The organism is Pseudomonas sp. Y5-11 (genome assembly GCF_022368695.1).
Taxonomy (GTDB): Bacteria; Pseudomonadota; Gammaproteobacteria; order Pseudomonadales; family Pseudomonadaceae; genus Aquipseudomonas; species Aquipseudomonas parakoreensis.
Map to the genome: position 1 here is coordinate 5,882,779 of NZ_CP058974.1, position 18,689 is coordinate 5,901,467.

An 18,689-nucleotide genomic window follows, 5' to 3' on the forward strand; every position below is an offset into this window, starting at 1 on the left:
GGACGGTCAGGGTTACCACTGCAGCAACCTGCCGTGAGGCGGTTCCTTCATGACGATGAAACCGTAATCGCCAATCAGGTAAATCCGGTAATACAGGCTGTCCACCAGCGCTGGAAAACCCTGATAACCGACGTGGGTGGCGTTGCGCCGCTCGCGTTCGGCGACCACGTTGGTGATGCCCGCCGACGGCAGATTTTCCGCGAGGATGAAGTAGTCGACGTTGAGCAAATAGTGCAACACCGGCAGCTGTTTGAATGAACCGGCCGCACTGGCCAGCCAGCGATCGGAGTAGCTGACTGAGAGGTAAATCCGTTTCGCTTCACGTAGTTCACGATGGGCGGCGATGTCGTGGCTCAGGCTGTACAGCGCGCTGTTGGCAAAGGTTTTCTGCAGGCTCAGCACCCGGCCATAGGCGAAGGACAGCGAGAGTGTCGCCAGCAGCGGAATGATCAGCAGCAAGGGCAAGCGGCGGTGCCCGGACGCCAGCGCAACGTGCGCCAGATAGAACAGCCCCAGCAGTAACACGCCGAACCCCATCAGGGTCCGCGCGCCTTCATTGAAATCCCGAAACAGCAGGGTGATTCCGGGCACCAGCAAGATCAGAACGGGCAGCGTGAGCAAACACAGCAGCAGGCTTGGCCAACGGCGTTGGCGGCCCCGAACCAGACGCAGACAGCCCGCGAATGCACACAACACCAGTGCAGCGAAAACCCACGAGTAGCCGCCGTGAAACAGCAGCGCAACATTCTGTAGCACCCGAGAGAAATTGATACCGATCTGCAACAGCGGGTGGGTGTCCGGGTTCAGCAGATCCGTTCTTCGCAACGTCTCCATGAACGGATAAGCCGTGACGCTATAGATCAGGATGCCGAGGCCCGCTTGTGCGAGCTTCCAGCCCAGCATCCGCAAGATCTGCGGCCACTGCGTTTGCCGCTGAACAGCCCTGATCAACTCGACACCACACAGACCGAGAAACACATTGAGGCTGATCTGATACAGCCCGATCGCCAGCGCCAGCAACGCCGCCGGTACCAGCCAGCGCTGTACCCGCGATGAAGCGTCGAACGTGATGGCGTAAATCACCGCGACCATGCTCAAGGCCATGATCGGGCCGTCGTATTGATAGGACAGGTTCTGCAGCAGAAACGGGTTGTACCAGAGCGGCAACGCGACCAGGCAACAGGCCAGTGTCGGTTCGACAAAGTAGTGAACGGTCAGCCGAGTCAGCGCCAGACTCATCGCCACGACGGCGAGCAACAGGGGTAACGGATAGATGTTCGGTGCCGCCCCGGTGAACGTCAGCGCCTGATAAAACCAGTCGGCAAACAATCGGCCCTGCCCGGCCCAGGCATTAGCGGCGGCCAGCGTACGCCAGTTGTCGTCGATGTAAGGAAAGTCAGCGAGGATCAGCGGCAGGACGTACAGCGCGGTGGCAAGCAGGAAGAACAGCACGACTTGCCGCTGACTGAGCTCTCGCTCGAGAAATGCGCTCGCCCTCATGTCTGCGCCTCGGTTACTGCCGCGCGGGATTGCTGAGTGATACAGGTTTGAGCCTTGCTTCTGGGTTTGTATCGCTCTTTCAGACCGGCGGTAAAACGGTAAAAGATCGCAGCCTGCGGCAGCTCCTACAAGGTGGATACATTTCCGTGTAGGAGCTGCCGCAGGCTGCGATCTTTGGCTTTTGCTATCGCCTACATCAAGTCGCCGAACGCACCGCGCCCTGCGTTTCACCGCTCGGCTGCAACTTGAACACGTAGAACAACACCGTCAGCAGCACCAGGAACGCCGGCCCGACATACAGCGCCACACGGGTGTCCGGGAAGTACGCCATCAGGCCGACCACCAGCACCAGGAACGCCAGCGCGAAATAAGAGCTGACCGGGTAAAGCCACATCTTGTATTTCAGCCCGGCACGTTCGCTGGCGCTCAAACCTTTGCGGAATTTCAGTTGCGCCAGCAGGATCATGACCCAGGTCCAGATCGCGCCGAAGGTGGCGATCGACGTCACCCAGACGAAGACTTTCTCCGGCACCAGGTAGTTGAGCAGCACACCGATCAACAAGGCGAAAATCGACAGCAGCAACGCCCGGCGTGGCACGCCGTTGGAGGTCTTGGCGAATCCGGCGGGGGCCTGGCCGTTCTGCGCCAGGCTGTAGAGCATGCGCCCGGTGCTGAAGATACCGCCGTTGCATGACGACAGTGCCGCCGTGATCACCACGAAGTTGATGATGCCGGCGGCGGTCTTGATGCCCAGACGCTCGAAGGTCATCACGAACGGGCTGCCTTGAGTGCCGATTTCGTTCCACGGGTAGATCGACAGGATCACGAACAGCGCGCCGACGTAGAACAGCAGAATGCGCCAGAACACCGAGCCGATCGCATCGGGAATGGTCTTCTGCGGGTTCTTCGCTTCACCGGCGGTCAGGCCGATCATCTCGACACCGAGGTAGGCGAACATGACCATTTGCAGGGACATCAGCACCCCGGTCACGCCGTTGGGCATGAAGCCGCCGTGGGCCCACAGGTTGGAAATCCCCAGCGCCACGCCGTCGTTGCCAAACCCGAAGGCAATGATGCCGACGCCGCCGATGACCATGGCGATGATAGTGACGATCTTGATCAGGGCGAACCAGAACTCGAATTCACCGAAGGCCTTTACCGCGATCAGGTTGATCGAGCCCATGCTGACCAGCGCCGCCAGGGCCCAGATCCAGCGCGGCACATCGGGGAACCAGATGCCCATGTACACCGCAACAGCCGTGATTTCCGCGACGCAGGTCACCAGCCACAGGAACCAGTAGTTCCAGCCAGTAAGAAAACCCGCGAGCGGGCCGAGGTAATCCTGGGCATAGCGGCTGAACGAACCGGCCACCGGGTTGTGCACGGCCATCTCGCCGAGGGCGCGCATGATCACCAGGATCGCCAGGCCGCCGAGAATGTAGGAGAGCATGATCGCCGGACCGGCCATTTCAATGGCCTTGGCCGAACCCAGGAACAGGCCGACACCGATACAGGCGCCGAGCGCCATCAGGCGGATATGCCGTTCACCGAGTTCACGTTTGAGCGGGCCGCCGTGAGCGGTCTCGCCATGGGGCAGGTGATTGCCGACTGGCATAGGGATACAACCTCGTCTTGTTATTGGATATGACCGCCGAGTGGCGAAGCGTCGACCGATAGGCCTGAACTTCCCGAAACCGCGCCGGCCTCGTGGGCAAACGCGTCTCGCAGGTCCCGACCTGCAAGATCAGCGGGGCGTGCAGTATAAAAAGCTTGTGACAGGGCTTTTCACTCTATAAGCCCTAACATTTAGCGGGAAATCTCGGCATTCCGCCGGTTTACGGAGAGGCATTACCTGGACTCCGTAGGATTTTTCCCCACTAAAAAGGCCAGCGAGTATTGCACAGCATTGGTGCATCGTCATGCCCCTGCGTTGGTGGTATTGCGTAGGTGATGGCTCTAGCACAGCTGTTTCGATGTACTTGGCTGTCTATTCCCCTGTGGCGAGGGAGCTTGCTCCCGCTCGGCGGCGAAGCCGTCGTATTAACGCGCACGCGATGCTTCAGACAAATTGCGACTACAGGGATTGGGACTGCTGCGCAGTCCAGCGGGAGCAAGCTCCCTCGCCACACAGAAGGCGACATCTGCAAATTTTCGGAAATTTCGTACAGTCATCGCAGACTCAATTCTTGAATGCTGCGACTAGCGTGAATAAGGATTGAACTCGCAAAGGACGCAACGGAATGCGTAACCCCCCAAATTCACATCGGCTCCGCCGAGGGCGTTGTTCGGAGTTAGGACGTGCTTATCTCATAACTACTGTGGTGCATCAGCGGCGCAGAATATTCAGCGATTGGCAGGTGGGGCGTTTGTTGATTGCGGAACTCAGGCGAGCTCATGATCAACGATGGGTCGATTCGATAGCCTGGGTGGTGATGCCTGACCACTTACATTGGTTGGTCCAGCTGGAAGAAATACATATTGAACGTCTGATGCAAGCGGTGAAATCCCGCAGCACATTGACGATCAATCGCGCCTTGAACCGAAAAGGCGCGTTTTGGCAAACCGGCTATCACGACCATGCCATCCGTGACGGCGAAAACTTGAAACCATACGCGCGGTACATCATCGCCAATCCGCTGCGGGCTGGTCTGGTCGAAAAAATTGGCGACTACCCGCTTTGGGACGCCTGCTGGCTCTAAAGCTCCCACTTCCCCTGTGGCGAGGGAGCTTGCTCCCGCTCGGCGGCGAAGCCGTCGTAAGCCCTGCGCACGCGGTGTTTCAGAAAGATCGCGACTACAGGGATTGGGGCCGTTGCGCAGTCCAGCGGGAGCAAGTTCCCTCGCCACAGCTGCATTTTTATTCAGAAACCAACCCACTCAAACCCCGCACATTTTTTTCCCCATCACCAACCACCGTCTAAGCTTCAGTCAAGTCCGATCAATCTGCGTGAATGGATCAATCGACTATGGGCGCTTTGTGGCAAACCGATTCGAGTAAAGCCGTGGTTCCGACTGAACGTGTGGATGAAGCGCCTGTCCCCCCCAAAAAACGCCGCAACCGGCATGGCTGGAAGGCGTTCTGGTTATTGCTGCTGATTATTGCCATCGTCGTGGGTCTGGCCGCGAGCAAGGAGATGCGCACCTCGCGTTTCCAGTCCCGGGAGCTGAGCCAGTACGCGGCGTCGCTCAAATATCAGCTGGAACCCGGCCCCAGCGAAGCGATCCGCTATCCGGGCAACGGGCCGTTCGATCTGCGTCTGGGCTACAGCTCCCTCGATGAATTCTTGCCGCGCCTGCTCAAGCGCGACTACGTGATCACCGAGCAGACGCGGTTTTCTCCGGCGCTGCTGAGCTACACCGACAAAGGCCTGTTCGTACCCTATGCGGAAAAGATCCAGGCCGGGCTGTCGATCACCGATTGCCGCGCCGCGCCTTTGTATCAGTACAAGTATCCGCAGCAGCTGTATTCGAGTTTTGCGGCCATTCCGCCGGTGGTGGTCAGCAGTTTGCTGTTCATCGAAAACCGCTTTCTGCTCGATCCCAAACAACCGCTGGCCAACCCGGCGGTGGACTGGCCGCGCTTCGGCATGGCCGCCTGGTCACAGGTGGCGAAGTTGCTGCACCTGCCGGGGCAATCGGCGGGCGGCAGCACTTTGGCGACGCAACTGGAGAAGTACCGGCACTCGCCCGATGGCCTGACGGTGTCCGGTGCGGAGAAGATCCGCCAGATGATTTCCGCCAGCGTGCGCGCCTATCAGCCCGGGCCGCAAACCCTCGGCGCGCGGCAGAACATCATTCGCGACTACCTCAACAGCGTGCCCCTCTCTGCCGTACCGGGGCATGGTGAGGTCCATGGCATGGCCGAAGGTTTGCGGGTCTGGTACGGCAGCGATTTCAACCAGGCCAATGCACAGCTGAACAGCTCGGCCACCGACCCGACAACCATGGCCGACAAAGGCCTGGCCCTGCGCGAAATGCTCTCGCTGATGATCGCCCAGCGCCGTCCTTCGCACTACCTGACCAAGGGCCGTGAAGAACTCGCCGACCTCACCGACAGCCACTTGCGCCTGCTCAAGCAGAACGGCGTGATCGACAGCGCACTGGCCGATGCCGCGCTGGCGAGCAAGGTCACTTACCGCGACTGGCAGACCCAGCCGACCCTCCAGCCGATCGAAACCAACAAGGGCATCAGCGTTGCCCGCAGCCGTCTGGCGACAATGCTCAATCGCCCGCTGTACGACCTCGATCGGCTCGACCTGTCAGCCACCAGCACCTTGCAGGGCGATCTGCAAACCCAGGCCACCGACTACCTGAAAAAACTCGCCGATCCCGCGTTCGCCGGGCAGATCGGTCTGATTGGCGAACGCCTGCTCACCCCCACCAGCACCACCCAGGTGCGCTACAGCTTCACCCTGTTCGAACTGACCCCGGACGGCTCGCGGGTACGCGTGCAGACTGACAGCACCGATCAGCCGTTCGACATTAACGAGGGCAGCAAGCTGGAGCTCGGCTCGACGGCGAAAATGCGCGTGCTCACCACTTATTTGCAGATCATCTCCGAACTGCACGACAAGTACGGCGCCATGAGCGTGCCGGAACTGAAGAAAGTCGAAGTGCCGGATCAGGATCGCTTGAGCCAATGGGTAATCGATTATCTGATCCAGAACAAGGATCACGACCTGTCGAAAATGCTCGGTGCCGCGCTCGACCGCAAATACTCCGCCAGCCCCGGCGAGGCGTTTTTCACCGGTGGCGGCCTGCATGTGTTCCATAACTTTCGCAAGGAAGACAACGGCCGCATGCCGACCTTGCGCGACGCCCTGCGCGAATCGATCAACCTGCCGTTCATTCGCCTGATGCGCGATGTGGTGCGCTACGTCACCTACTCCGGCCCCAACAGCAGCGCCGAATTGCTCAAGGACGACCGCGACCCGCGACGGCAGGAATACCTGGCCAGTTTCGCTGACCGCGAAGGCACCTCGTTCCTGCTCAAGTTCTGGAAGAAGTACAAGAACAAGGACACCCAGGCGCGCCTCGACACCTTCCTCGACAGCATGCGCCCGACGCCGATCCGCATGGCCGCCGTGCATCGTTACTTGCTGCCCAATGCCAGTCAGGAAGACTTCAACAGCTTCGTGCGCGCGCACCTCAAAGGCGCCAAGCTCACCGAAAAACTCACCGACGATCGTCTGATCCGGCTGTACGACGCCTACGGCCCCGGCACCTACGATCTGCCGGATCAGGGCTTCATCGCCAAGGTGCACCCGCTGGACCTGTGGTTGATGGGCTACCTGCTGCACAACCCGGATGCCACCTTCAGTCAGGTCGTCAAGGCCAGCCAGTTCGAGCGCCAGGAGGTCTACAGCTGGCTGTTCAAGAGCAAGCACAAGGGCGCCCGTGACAGCCGCATCCGTACCATGCTCGAAATCGAGGCGTTCCTCGAGATTCACCAGCGCTGGCAGAAAGTCGGCTATCCGTTCGACCATCTGGTGCCGTCGCTGGCCACCGCCATTGGCAGCTCCGGCGATCGCCCGGCAGCACTCGCCGAGCTGATCGGCACCATCCTCAACGACGGCGTGCGCATGCCGACCCTGCGCATCGACAGCCTGCATTTTGCCGCCGGCACGCCTTATGAAACGCGCCTGACCAACGACCCGCATGTCGGTAAACGGGTGATGCCGTCGGAGGTCGCAACGGCGATGCGCGAAGCCCTTTCGCAAGTGGTGGACTCGGGCACGGCGAAACGGGTGTCCGGCAGTTTCAAGACCGCCGACGGCACACCGTTGGTGATGGGTGGCAAGACCGGCACCGGCGACAACCGCATCGAAGCCATCGGCTCCGGCGGGCGGATCCTCAGTTCCAAGTCGATCAACCGCACCGCGACCTTCGTGTTCTACATCGGCAACAACCACTTCGGCACACTCACCGCGTTCGTCCCCGGGCGTTCGGCGGAGAACTTCAAGTTCACCTCGGCGCTGCCGGTGCAGGTGCTCAAGGGCATGGCGCCGATCCTTTCACCGTACCTGCAGCCGGGTACGCATACCCTGTGCCAGCCCGACCCGCTGACCGCAGCACGTTAGGTTCGCTCCGGGGCGGTATCGGAGTATTTTTTGCCATTGAATTTCCGCTGTGTCGCGGCGTAAACCTGCCGTGCTTTCAACCTGTTTTTGCGCTTTTTTCGCGCCGGGTCATTTCTTAGTCTGATCGCTCCATTTTGATCAACGGACGATCAGGCCATGCCCAACCCTTCCCTGACACTGTATCGATCGCAGCAGACGCCTTCTGCCCAAGGTCATAAAAGTGTCCATTACGATCTGGTTAAAGACGCCCTTCCCGACTGGCTGTACAAGGCTTCGGCAGCACGGATCGAATCATTGAAAAACGTCACCCTGACCATGCCTGCATGGCATCGCAGCGCTGCGGCCAGCGAGCATCAACAGCTCAAGGATGAAATACGCCAGGCATGGATCGCGCAGAACAGCATCGATCGCGCGCTGAGCACGCTGCAGGATCCGCGCACCTTTGCCAGACCTTTGCTGCAACAGGCCCTGAAGACGCGCTTCGGTGTCGAGGACGACGTCGAAGACACCTGGGTACGGCTGTACATGCCGGCCAAGACCTCCTGGTGGGCGCATGACTTTGCCAACGGCACGCAAAGTCGCACGGTGTCGCTGCTGGACGCGGCATTGCACAACTTTTCCAGCGACGAAACGTTCGCTGCCGACTCCTGCTTTATCACCCGTCCCGATGCGCTCGGGCAGTTTTCGGTCAAGGCGCTCACGCACAGGATCAGCGTCGAGCAGTTCAAGGCATTGTGTCGCGAGCTGGATATCGGCGCGCGCTACCAGACCCACTTGCACGAATTCGTGCTTTCGAAAAACCCGGTGGCCCGTCAATACCTGCAGATCAAGGTGACACGCAGCCAGAAACAGACATTGCGGGTCGCCGCGCGCATGGCCCTGCTTAAAGGCGACATCGACCGTCTGGCATTTGAAGTGGTGCAAGGCATGCTCGAAGACCGTGCCCAGGTACTGTGGCACGGCAAGGCTGTGCGCTATCACACGCTGACGATGATGGACACAGCACTGACAGGCATTGTCCTGATCTGCGCCGACCCGCTTGCCGCCACGCGGCCCGTGCCGGTTCTGGCCTATGTGCCCAACGACCCGGAACACCCGCTCAAGCAATATCCCGATTCACTGGCGTTTATGGCCGAGCTGACCCGCCAGTTGCGGGACACCTCAGCGTCCTCGTCCTACCAGCGGTTTTTCAGTCAGTTTGTCCCGCAGCGTCAGCGAGGCTATTTCTTCGCCCGATTGAACGAGCGCCTCAGTCATGTGACATGGCAGCCGACGCCCTCCGGGTCGAATTTGCCCAACTGGCGCGATACGCCTGTGGATCATCCCAACCTGCAATTTCGCGTGGCGCCGGTTCAACAGGATCGCGAAACACGCTTTACCGGTGACCTGTGGCAGTACCTCTACCAGCAGAAACTCAACAAGATGCTCAACGATGCCCGGGAGATTGCGATAGCCACCGAATACGCCGATCGTATGGCCCGCTGGGCATGGTGGGACAACCTGGAAAAAATCCTGACGGACATGCTCAATCTGGCGATGCTGGTGGCCGTGCCCTTCGCTCCCGAGCTGGGCGTATTGATGCTGGCCTATACCGCGTACCAGGTCACCGATCAGATTGTTGAGGGAGTCGTCGATCTGGCCGAAGGTCACTTGGCCCAAGCCGGCGCTCAAGCCATCGGTGTGCTGGAAAGTATCGTGCAACTGGGGATTTTCGCTGCAGGTGCCGAATTGGGCAACGCGGCGCTGGTCAAGCTCTCGCCGTTTTTTGAAAACCTGAAACCGGTAAAACTGGGCGACGGCCAGACACGCCTCTGGAACCCTGACCTCACTCCGTATCGCGTCACCGACCAGATACTGCCCGCCTCCATCCGTCCTGATGCGCAAGGCTTGCACGTACTGGGCAACAAGCACGTGGTGAAACTGGATCAGCAGGTGTTCGAAGTGACCCGGGATCCGCTGAGCGGTGAACACCGGATTCGTCATCCACGCCGCCCCGACGCCTATGCGCCGACACTCAGGCACAACAGCCATGGCGCATGGGTCGGTGAGTCGGAAAACCCGCGTCAGTGGCAAGGCCCGCAGTTGATGCGCCGAATCGGCCATGCCACCGATGGATTCAGCGATGCGCAACTGGAACAGATTCGCCAGTTGACCGGCACCGACGAGAACATCCTGCGGCGCATGCATGTGGAAAACACCCCGCCCCCGCCTCTGCTCGCCGATACCCTCCTGCGCCTGGCAAGCCACCCGGCACCAAAGGACGTGGCGCAAGCTCTTTCTGCCCCGGCCGCCCGGGTACTGCGCGACTGCCCGCAACTGACGCCGGTGCTGGCCGAACGCGTGATTGGCCTGGCCCGTCCACTGGAGATGCAGCGGATCACCCTGCGACGGCAGGTGCCGCTGCGTCTGAAAACCCTGGCCCGCGAGCTGGAGTTTGAGGTGCAGTCGGTTCGAGCGGCGCAAGGGCTGCAGCGCGAAGCGCTGATCACGGTCGAGAGCGAACGCCTGGCCCTGGGCGCGTTGCGTCATCACAGCGATGCCTTTGGCGCGCTGCGGATCGACATCCGTGACGGAACATTCGACGGCCCCCTGCGCAGCAGTGCCGGCGTCGAGTCGGCCGAGCGGAACCGGGTGCTGGTGCGCACCGGCGAGAACCTTTATCAGGTGCGTGATGGCTCGAATCAACTGCTGCATCGGGCTTGCGGTCTGTATGAAGCGATTCTCCATGCGGGCGAACATCAGGGCCGCAGCGTGCTGGGTTACAGCACCCGCGACGCCGCGCAGCTCAAACAATGGATCATTGCCAAAACCACCGCGCCGAGCGAACGGCGCACGGTGCTGGCCGAACCGCCGATCCGCCCCGTTGTTCAATTCGACACTCAACTGTTGGTGCGCGGAGGTGGTTTGAGCCGAGACGGCGAGAGCCTGCATGAACGTATCGAGGATCTGTATCCGCACTTCACGGCGCGCGAGGTCGATGCCTTTGCCCAGGCCTTGACCGAACAGGGCGAACCGCTCAAAGCCATCGAGGCAATGGAGAACGATCTGGAAGAACTGCGTGAAACGATCAATCGCTGGCGCTATCAGCAACCGGACACCTGGGGACCGGGCAGTCATCAGTTTCGCGATGGCGGCGGATTACATATCCACAACCGTCTGCTCGATTGTCTGGAACGCAAGACCGAAAACTTGGGGCAACGCACCGATCCATCCTCCTACGCGCTGGACCTGTCGCGCGAGATGCTTGCGCTGGATCTGGAAACCTGGTGGGCCAAACGTCCGGCGATGAAAAAATTTCTCGACAAGGTCACCGTACTCAAACTCGATAACACCCGATTTGCCACTGATTCCAGCGGTTTGCTCAAGGACTTCCCGCACCTGATCGAACTGAGCGCCAAAGGCTGTGATCTGACCCGTTTGCCAGAGCGCATCGGCACGTCCTTGCGCCGGCTCGAACGTTTGCGCCTGAGCGATAACAAGATTGTGCTGGATGCCGCTGCCGTCGAGCGTTTACGTACCCTGACGTATCTGGAGGTGCTCAAACTCGATGACAACCCGCTGGGGCTGTCGCCTAACCTGTCACGCATGCCCAGGCTCAAGGTGGTGGGCCTGAAGAACACCGGGCTGACCGCCTGGCCTGAAGGCATTCTGGCCAGGCCTCGTCCGCGTGGCCTGTTACTCGACCTGCGCGGCAATCCGCTGGCGACAATTCCGGAGGTGGTCAGCGGCTCCGAGGCACAGTGGCTGGTGGCCCGTACGCGCCTGGACGTGATCAGGCTCTCGGAGGTCAATCAGGTGATCTACCAGGCCCATCGACGCGCGGTGGGTCTGCCCGAGGAAACGCTTCTGCCGGCCGACCCGGTACGCAATTTCTCGATCATTTCCGCGTTTGGCGCCGATTATTGGAGCGACGTGCCCGGTTGGGGCATCAACCGCGAAACGCCTTGGTCGGAGCTGGTGGAAGAACCGGCTGCGCAACCGTTCATGGCGACGCTGCTCGGCGTTCGCGAATTCGCCGACTATCGCGCCGGCGGTGAACTGCGCCAGCAATTGATGCAACGTGTGTGGCGCATGCTCGACGCCGTGCACCACGACACTCGCTTGCGGGAAAAACTCTTCACCATGGTGGTCGCTCCGGTGGACTGTGCGGACGCCGGCGCTCAGTTGTTCAACCACATGGGCATCAACGTGCTGGCTTCCGAGGCCTACGCCTACGCGATCGGCCCCCGGGAACTGGAAAACAGACTGGTCACCCTGGCCCAGGGCGCGGCGCGCCTGGAACAGGTGAACGACATTGCCCGAGCGGACGTCGAGAGCCGCGGTGGCACCCCGGACGATGTCGAAGTCTACCTGGCCTACCAGACCGGCCTGGCCAGACGCCTGGGCCTGCCCTGGCAGACCGAGTCCATGTTGTTCCGACCGGTGTCGGGCGTGACTGACGCGATGATTGATACGGCGTACGACACGGTGCTGGCACTGGGTGAAGGCGATGGTCTGGTGGACAAGATGCTCGAACAGGACTTCTGGCAGAACTACCTGCAAGAGCAGTTTCCCGCGCGCCTGGCATCGAACAAGCATCGCTACCTGAAGCTGTTCGAACAACTGGAAACCGTGCGCGAAGTGCAGCAGCAATGGCTGGATTCGACCACGGATCAACAGCGCACCGAGCGGCGCAACCGACTGCGCGAACTCGCTGCCGGTCTGCCGATCCCCGACACCGTCCTGTTCGCTGATACACCGATCAGCGAAGCGGCCTATAACCGCGTGCTGATCGATTTGGTGGACGAGGAAAAGGCTCTGGCCAGACGTTTGACTCGTGATGCCATGAGACGCGCCGGTCTGTAACGGTACGTACACCGCGCTGGCCCAATCGCAGGCGTGCGCCGCCGGCCCACTGGGCCAGCGCAGTCCCCGGTGGCAGAACGGCTGTCAGCCAGTCTGCCACCGGAAAAAGCGCAATGGCGGTCTTAGACACCCGAGGGAGGCGTGGCACTGAAGATCAGTTGTACGGTGCCATGGTACGTCCCGGGTTTATAGCCATCGGCGGGCACCTTCGGCTGGATCTCCAGTGCAAAGCGCCCGCCTTTACTGGCCTGAGCCGCCGAAACCACTTCCCGGGGGGTGGGGTCATGGCTCAACGGTTGCCCATTGAAACTGACCTGCAAAAAGATAGCGTCCCGCCCGTTGAACAGATAAGGCTCGGCATCCAGCCGCGCTTCGATCGCGCTGGTGCTGTGTTTGACATCGAAATTCTTGCGCAGCCCCTGCAAGGTCGAGGTATGGATATTCCACGGCAGCGTCTGCTGCAGATGAATCCAGTTGGCTTCGGCGGGAAGCACATAGAAGTCCAGAGTCGGTATATCCACCGACACCTCGAACGTGCGCGCTTCCCTGGCCGCGAACGCTTGCGCACTTGCCAGCGCCATCACGCTGCACAAAGCAATGGTCGATTGCTTGATCATGTCTGCTACCTGTTGCATCGAAAAAAGCGGCAGGGCGAATCCCCCTTTTGCCGCCGCGGGTTACTGGCTGGCGACACGCAGCGCTTTCCTGGCTGCACCTTCGACCAGATTGAAACGGTATTCCCGGCCCGGTTTCTTCTCGAATTCGAACGACTTGCCAGCCAGGAGGTGGTGCTTGGTGGTCGGTTCGCAGTCGGTCTCGTTCTTTTGCGAGCAGTTGCGAAACTCATCGATCACCACCACCGTATTGCCGTTGTTACGCAGCCGATAAACCCCGGCACGGTCATCGATGACCGTGTCGAACCGAGCGTCTTTCGGCCGGACAAAGAACACCGTGCCAAACCCGGTCATGACATTGACGCCGGCCGAGAGGTTTTCCTTGTAAGCCTCGCGCTCTTCGCTGGAAACGGCGAACTGGTCTTCCTTTTCCGGGACCACCGGCACAAAGCGCACCCGGAAATAGCGCTCGGTATCGCGCTTGCCCATCAGCACCAGACGGGTGGCCTGCATGCCGTTGGCCGGAACAATCAACCGCGCCGGACTGGCCATCAGTCCATCACGGCTGCTGCCATCGGCTTGCTGCCTGACCGGGACTTCGCGGTGACTGCCATCAGCGTCGTAAATGATCTCCAGAATGTTGACCTTGACGAATGCGGTGCCGTCGCCGCTGTTGAATACCCGCTTGAGATAGGTGCTCTTGTCGCTGTCGAGGTAGTCGTAGACCGTTCCGACATTGATTTGCGGCCCGGCCTGAACACCTGCGCAACACAGGCTCAACCCCAGTAAAACCCATAGACCTTTCATACCTTTGAACCTCGTGAAGTTGAACATGGCGCTGGCACGCCTCATCGATCTACGGCCCATCAAATGTCCGAATCCCAGATCACCGTGATATTGCCGACGTAGGTGCCACCCACCCCGGGTATCAATATGATCGGCAGAACATATTCCGGGATTTCAAAGTGCAGGACGCCGGCTCCTCTATCCACATAAAAACCGGGCTGGAACTGTTGCGCGCTGGCTTGGCCGACACGCAGACGACGGCGGTTGACCGGTTGGCCGGAAAGGTCAGTCAACCCATTGGGCAACGTGACGCTGACCCGTACTTCGATGTAGTTGTCTGCCGAAGCCGGGTTTTGAATCACACATTCGAGCAGCCCGCGGGAGTCGCATTCCAGGTGCATTTTGAAACGCGATGAGGCCGAAATATGAAAAGGCTGATCGCGAAACAGTCGCACCGGTTTGCGTCCGGCCTGCAACCAGCTTTGCCAGCCACCGGCAGGCACCAGGCGAATTTTTTCGCCGCCCGGCGGAATGTCGACTTTCAAGGTGTGCTGAACTTCCAGGTTGAAATCCAGCGTCAGCTCGGTGTCGTCAGGAATCATCACGTCACCGAAATCGAAATCGCCTCTTGGTCCCATGCTGTATCTCAACGTACCGGTGTAATTGCCGGACGACATTTTCAGCGGGTCGGGTGTCCGTAATTCGTAGGCAAAATCGAGGTAGCCGTAAGTCATTCCGGGGATGTTGAACTGAGCAATTTTGGTGCAGGAACGTTCGTCGGGAACCTTCCAGAAAAAAGCGTAGGTTGACGCCCCGAGAAAGCCCACTCCGGTGGTGCCACAGGGAGGCGCCGGATTGACCCAGCCGTAGCCGTGCCACAGGCGGTTGTGACCCTCACTTGCGGTCGAGGAGCCCGTCAGACTGGCCGCTGAATGACTCAGCACATAGTTGGACCCCACACCTGAGATACGCACTTCCAGATTGCGGGTTTCACCGGTTTCGGTATGGCTGACGGTCAAGGTGCGCCATGCCCCCGGCACTTTGAACATCGCACTGTTGCGCTGGCTGGCATTGGCCTGAATGGGCTGACTGGACTGCACCTGAGTCATCAGCCGCAGGCTGAAGGTATTGCTGTCGCGGCAGATTTGCGGGTAATACTCGCAGTACCCGGTGGAAGGTGTCTGATTGATGAACTCGTTTTTCTGCGGGTTGGCGGGATCGGGTTTGAACAACGCTCGGATTTGCAGCGACGCCGCCTCAACGGGCGGTGCCGCCAACAACCCCAACAGACATAGCCACTGCCCACGGCGCAGCCAGCGCGACGCGCATTTTTTGAAGCTGACCATTCAACTGGCCTCCTGTCGTGTGAACGAGACGTCGGCCAATGTGTCGGGTGAGCAGCGCAGATCGCCGATCATCAGCACGTTGCTTTCACTGCGGTGTTTGTCGGTATCGAGCCGGAACTGGCACAACAACTGATCGGCGTAGCGCACTTCCAGGGTCGGTGAGCCGACATGCATCTCCATCGAGAAGAACCCGTCGACCTCGCTCACCCCACGGCTGGCGTGGTTGATCACGTGGTGGCCCTTGAGCGGCCGCCCTTGCGGATCGAGCAGACGTCCGAGCACGGTCACGGTTTTCATCACGCGCACCTTGCGGTACTCCACGCCTCCCTTGTTCAGGTGGTAGCGGGTGCGCGCCGGTTCGATGTTCGCGGCGGGGGCGTGGTTGCCCTGGAAGTCGAAGCTCACCGAGCTGTTCCTGTAGGCGGTCAGCGGGATGAAATTGCGCCCCGCCCGCAACGCCGCGCTGCCTGCGCCGAGATCGTCGGCACGCAAGGCAATGTCGTCGATGTCTGACTCGACATCGACGATCATCCCGGCGCCACGTCCCGGATGCTGGCTGGTCATGACCAGTTGCTGGCCTCCCATGACCACCGTGCTGTCGAGGTTGAGGCCGCCAGTGAAGTTGCCGTTATAGGACGAGCGCTGAAGAAAGCCGTCGCCATTGACCTGATCGGTACGAAAGCTGGCCAGACTCGCCAGGCCGACCCCGTATGTGTCGGTCAGCGCAGTGACCGACACGCTTTGCAGGACATGGTCCTGCAGGTCTTTGCGATAGCCGAACGAGCCATTGTTGTCGCGGCTGCCATCACGGGCGGTACGACTGCCGATACTGGCGGACAGTTGCTGGCCAGGCCCGCCCAGCGCCATGTTGATACTCAGGTCGATCCCGCGATTGCGTGCATCGCCACTGCTGTAACTGCCCGGCCGATCGAACAGCGACAGGCGCCAGTTGGCGTCACTGCCAAACAGCTCGGTGCGTTGTGTCCAGCTCAGGTCCATGCCCACGCCTTCGACGTTGCCTTCGCTGTGCGAGACCCGCGCACTCAGAGAGTTCTTGCGACTGATGCGGTGGTTGAGCGCCAGCGACGAATTGCTGGTTTCGCCGATGAACACGTTGCGCTGGCGTACGCGGGTGCCATCGGGCAGCGTGTCGTAGCTGTTGCGGGTGTCGAGCCAGCTGCGGTTGTGGCTGACCACCAGGCTGCCGGCGCCGTAGTTGTACAAACCCTGCACATCGGCGCCGGTGCCGTGATCTTCGGTCTGGTAAAGGTTGGCGTAGAGGCTGATGCTGTCCGCCAGGCTCCAGTCGATCGAGCTGCCGTACTGCAACGTGTCGCGTACCTGGCGCGCCGACAGGCCGAGGATCACACGCGGGTGCAACAAATAGTTGAGCGCGGCACCGGCGGTGAGATCGCCGCTTTGCTGTTGCTCCCAATTGCTCAGCAGTTTGCTTTCCTGTCCGGCGAACACGTTGTAGCGCCAGCGCTCGTCGAGGTTTTGCCAGTTGAGCGGTTTATAGACCAGCTCCTGGGTGGTCGACGTGGTCTGGCCGTCTTCGATCAGGCGCACTTCCACCTCATAAATGCCACCGGGCAGCGGTCGGGTGTCGAGGGTCTGCAGACCGGCAGTGACTGACTGGGTGTTGATCAACAGTCCATCGCGATAGATCTCCACCGATGCCTGGCGATTGGCGGTGACGAAAATCGGGTAGACGCTGGGCCGCGGGCTATCGACCGCCAGACTGTCGGAGCTGCCATACATCACGCCGACCGCCGTGTCCGGGCTGGTGCCGAACGAACGGGGCTGGCGGGTCAGGCCTTCGGAATTGGGGGTGAAATAGCCCAGACGGAAAAAACTGCCCTGCAGTTCGCGCTGGGTGTAGAGCTCGTGCACCGCGTGATAGGTCTTGGTGTCCGGCCCGCCAAGGCGCGCCAGCTGCATATTGAGGGACTGGCTCCAGTTGCCGAGACTGGCACTGGCTTCCAGACCGAAACGTCCGCCCAGATCCTGATCCTGGCCGCCGTTGAGGTTCAGCTGATTGCGCAACATCAAGCCGTGGCTGCCACCTTCCGGCTGATCATGAAAACGCTGGACCTGCAGATCGCGCTCGGCGTTGGCAGTGGCGATCGACAGCAGCGAGTTTTGCAGGTTGTAATGCAACTCCAGCAATTGCTCGGGACACTGTCCGCTGCATTTGCCGAGGGCCACACCGGGTTTGAGAATGCTGGCCCACGTTTGCTGTTCGATTGCGCTGTAACGGCTGTCACTGGTGTCAGTGAACTCAAGCAAGGTAATGCGATCATCGCGTGACAACACAATCATTGCCTCGCCCAGCGGTTGTTGATCAAGTTCGACACGAACCGCCAAAGGCACATCAAAGAAATGCTCTTCGAAGTCCGCCGGCAGACCTTTCGCCTGAGCCAGCAAACTTCGCGGGGTATTATCGACTGGAGGCGGCGCCGCCAGTACGCTGCTGCTAAAAAGCAACGCAAGCGCAGTCGCGATGGGCGTCATCGGATACATGAATTAATACTCTGATTACCGGAAGTAAAAGCCCGGCCGGGCAACTTGCAAGTTGCAAATCGCCGACCGGTTACGCCACTTGAACAAGTAACGTCAGGTATTGCCGTTATTACTTACACCGAAGGTTCGACGACCAGCATGACCACACCGGTGTAATCGCCAGCGGCCGGTTTGGCACCGGTGGCGCTGATCTTGAACGGTGCGCGATAACGCGTATTGGACTCGGTATCACCCACCACTTCCTGCGAAGTGGTGGTCAGCGTCTTGCCGTTGAGTTCAACCTTCAGATCGATGGTCTGGTTGCCGGCGATCAGCTTCGGCACGCCTTCCAGACGCGCATGGACCTTGCCTGCGGTATGCAGCACATCGAAGTGGCCATTGACTTCGCGCATCGAAGCGGTCGCCGGGTTGTAGCTCATGTCCTGATCCTTGTTGACCAGATCGGCATCCACCGGCACCGCATAGAAGTCATCGGCCGGTACGTGCGCCACGATGCTGATCGAGTGCTTGGCTTCGGTCGCGGCAAACGCCATCGAGGCGCTCATGGCCAATACAGTCAGAGGGGCGGCAAAGGCGAGTTTCTTGAACATCATTGAGTACCTGTCTTATATAAATTAGTTGAGTCGTCAACCAGTCAAGGCAAACAGAACAGTCACGAGCAGTCCCTGTTCACCCCTAACTTTCAACGCCGAAGCATGTTCAACCAATTTATCTTCAAAGTAAGCAGGCAACGTCCTGCGACCTTGTAGCCTGGACGCCATCAGATGAGAAAGAAAAAACTACAAAACTCAGGAAAGTTCTTGTCCGACTGTAAGATACCGGCTACAGCGCGCCATCCGAGTGACTGTACGCGCCACAACTTTGCAGCAACTTCCGTCAGACATGTACGACACTTTTCCGGAAATAAAGGGCGAAACAGAACATTAGAGACTCAGCACTAATCTGCGCCTTTGCCGGGGGATTTAATACTGCGTTTTCTTGATCATTTTCCGGTTT

At 60.0% G+C, this 18,689-nt stretch carries 10 protein-coding genes; 3 read left to right on the top strand and 7 right to left on the bottom strand.

The window, feature by feature from the left end; all coding sequences use genetic code 11:
• Positions 1-12: 12 nt before the first annotated feature.
• Both HXW87_RS26435 and HXW87_RS26440 read right to left on the bottom strand, forming a co-directional pair.
• Entirely contained in the window at positions 13-1,500 is a 1,488-nt protein-coding gene (locus tag HXW87_RS26435) for a glucosyltransferase domain-containing protein (RefSeq protein WP_239778030.1), read from the bottom strand.
• 196 nt (positions 1,501-1,696) lie between these two features.
• Entirely contained in the window at positions 1,697-3,115 is a 1,419-nt protein-coding gene (locus HXW87_RS26440; RefSeq protein WP_095668395.1) for an amino acid permease, read from the bottom strand.
• 625 nt (positions 3,116-3,740) lie between these two features.
• On the opposite strand from HXW87_RS26440, the gene HXW87_RS26445 reads away from it, so the two are divergent.
• The 3 genes from HXW87_RS26445 (at position 3,741) to HXW87_RS26455 (ending at position 12,424) form a co-directional block, all read left to right on the top strand.
• On the top strand, positions 3,741-4,199 hold the full coding sequence (locus tag HXW87_RS26445) for a transposase (RefSeq protein ID WP_239778031.1): 459 nt from the start codon (positions 3,741-3,743) through the stop codon (positions 4,197-4,199).
• A 266-nt stretch (positions 4,200-4,465) separates the two neighbouring features.
• Positions 4,466-7,579 (top strand): transglycosylase domain-containing protein, encoded by a 3,114-nt coding sequence (locus tag HXW87_RS26450; protein WP_239778032.1) that lies wholly within the window; start codon positions 4,466-4,468, stop codon positions 7,577-7,579.
• Between the two features lie 156 nt (positions 7,580-7,735).
• Positions 7,736-12,424 (top strand): NEL domain-containing protein, encoded by a 4,689-nt coding sequence (locus HXW87_RS26455; RefSeq protein WP_239778034.1) that lies wholly within the window; start codon positions 7,736-7,738, stop codon positions 12,422-12,424.
• 122 nt (positions 12,425-12,546) lie between these two features.
• On the opposite strand, the gene HXW87_RS26460 is transcribed toward HXW87_RS26455, so the two are convergent.
• From HXW87_RS26460 to HXW87_RS26480, 5 genes are all read right to left on the bottom strand, one after another.
• Positions 12,547-13,041, bottom strand: a complete 495-nt coding sequence (locus HXW87_RS26460) for a CS1 type fimbrial major subunit (protein ID WP_047296272.1) — start codon at positions 13,039-13,041, stop codon at positions 12,547-12,549.
• A 60-nt stretch (positions 13,042-13,101) separates the two neighbouring features.
• Positions 13,102-13,845 (bottom strand): pilus assembly protein, encoded by a 744-nt coding sequence (locus tag HXW87_RS26465; protein WP_047296274.1) that lies wholly within the window; start codon positions 13,843-13,845, stop codon positions 13,102-13,104.
• A gap of 59 nt (positions 13,846-13,904) precedes the next feature.
• Entirely contained in the window at positions 13,905-15,170 is a 1,266-nt protein-coding gene (locus HXW87_RS26470) for a hypothetical protein (protein ID WP_095668390.1), read from the bottom strand.
• Complete coding sequence (locus tag HXW87_RS26475; RefSeq protein ID WP_239778035.1) at positions 15,171-17,693, bottom strand: CS1-pili formation C-terminal domain-containing protein; 2,523 nt, start codon at positions 17,691-17,693, stop codon at positions 15,171-15,173.
• Positions 17,694-17,806: 113 nt separating this feature from the next.
• Positions 17,807-18,283 (bottom strand): CS1 type fimbrial major subunit, encoded by a 477-nt coding sequence (locus HXW87_RS26480; RefSeq protein ID WP_174376817.1) that lies wholly within the window; start codon positions 18,281-18,283, stop codon positions 17,807-17,809.
• Positions 18,284-18,689: the final 406 nt, after the last annotated feature.

Coding starts and splice junctions, on each gene's coding strand:
- HXW87_RS26450 (WP_239778032.1), top strand. CDS start 4,466: ATGGGCGCTTTGTGGCAAACCGATTCGAGTAAAGCCGTGGTTCCGACT.
- HXW87_RS26435 (WP_239778030.1), bottom strand. CDS start 1,500: ATGAGGGCGAGCGCATTTCTCGAGCGAGAGCTCAGTCAGCGGCAAGTC.
- HXW87_RS26465 (WP_047296274.1), bottom strand. CDS start 13,845: ATGAAAGGTCTATGGGTTTTACTGGGGTTGAGCCTGTGTTGCGCAGGT.
- HXW87_RS26480 (WP_174376817.1), bottom strand. CDS start 18,283: ATGTTCAAGAAACTCGCCTTTGCCGCCCCTCTGACTGTATTGGCCATG.
- HXW87_RS26440 (WP_095668395.1), bottom strand. CDS start 3,115: ATGCCAGTCGGCAATCACCTGCCCCATGGCGAGACCGCTCACGGCGGC.
- HXW87_RS26470 (WP_095668390.1), bottom strand. CDS start 15,170: ATGGTCAGCTTCAAAAAATGCGCGTCGCGCTGGCTGCGCCGTGGGCAG.
- HXW87_RS26460 (WP_047296272.1), bottom strand. CDS start 13,041: ATGATCAAGCAATCGACCATTGCTTTGTGCAGCGTGATGGCGCTGGCA.
- HXW87_RS26455 (WP_239778034.1), top strand. CDS start 7,736: ATGCCCAACCCTTCCCTGACACTGTATCGATCGCAGCAGACGCCTTCT.
- HXW87_RS26475 (WP_239778035.1), bottom strand. CDS start 17,693: ATGTATCCGATGACGCCCATCGCGACTGCGCTTGCGTTGCTTTTTAGC.
- HXW87_RS26445 (WP_239778031.1), top strand. CDS start 3,741: ATGCGTAACCCCCCAAATTCACATCGGCTCCGCCGAGGGCGTTGTTCG.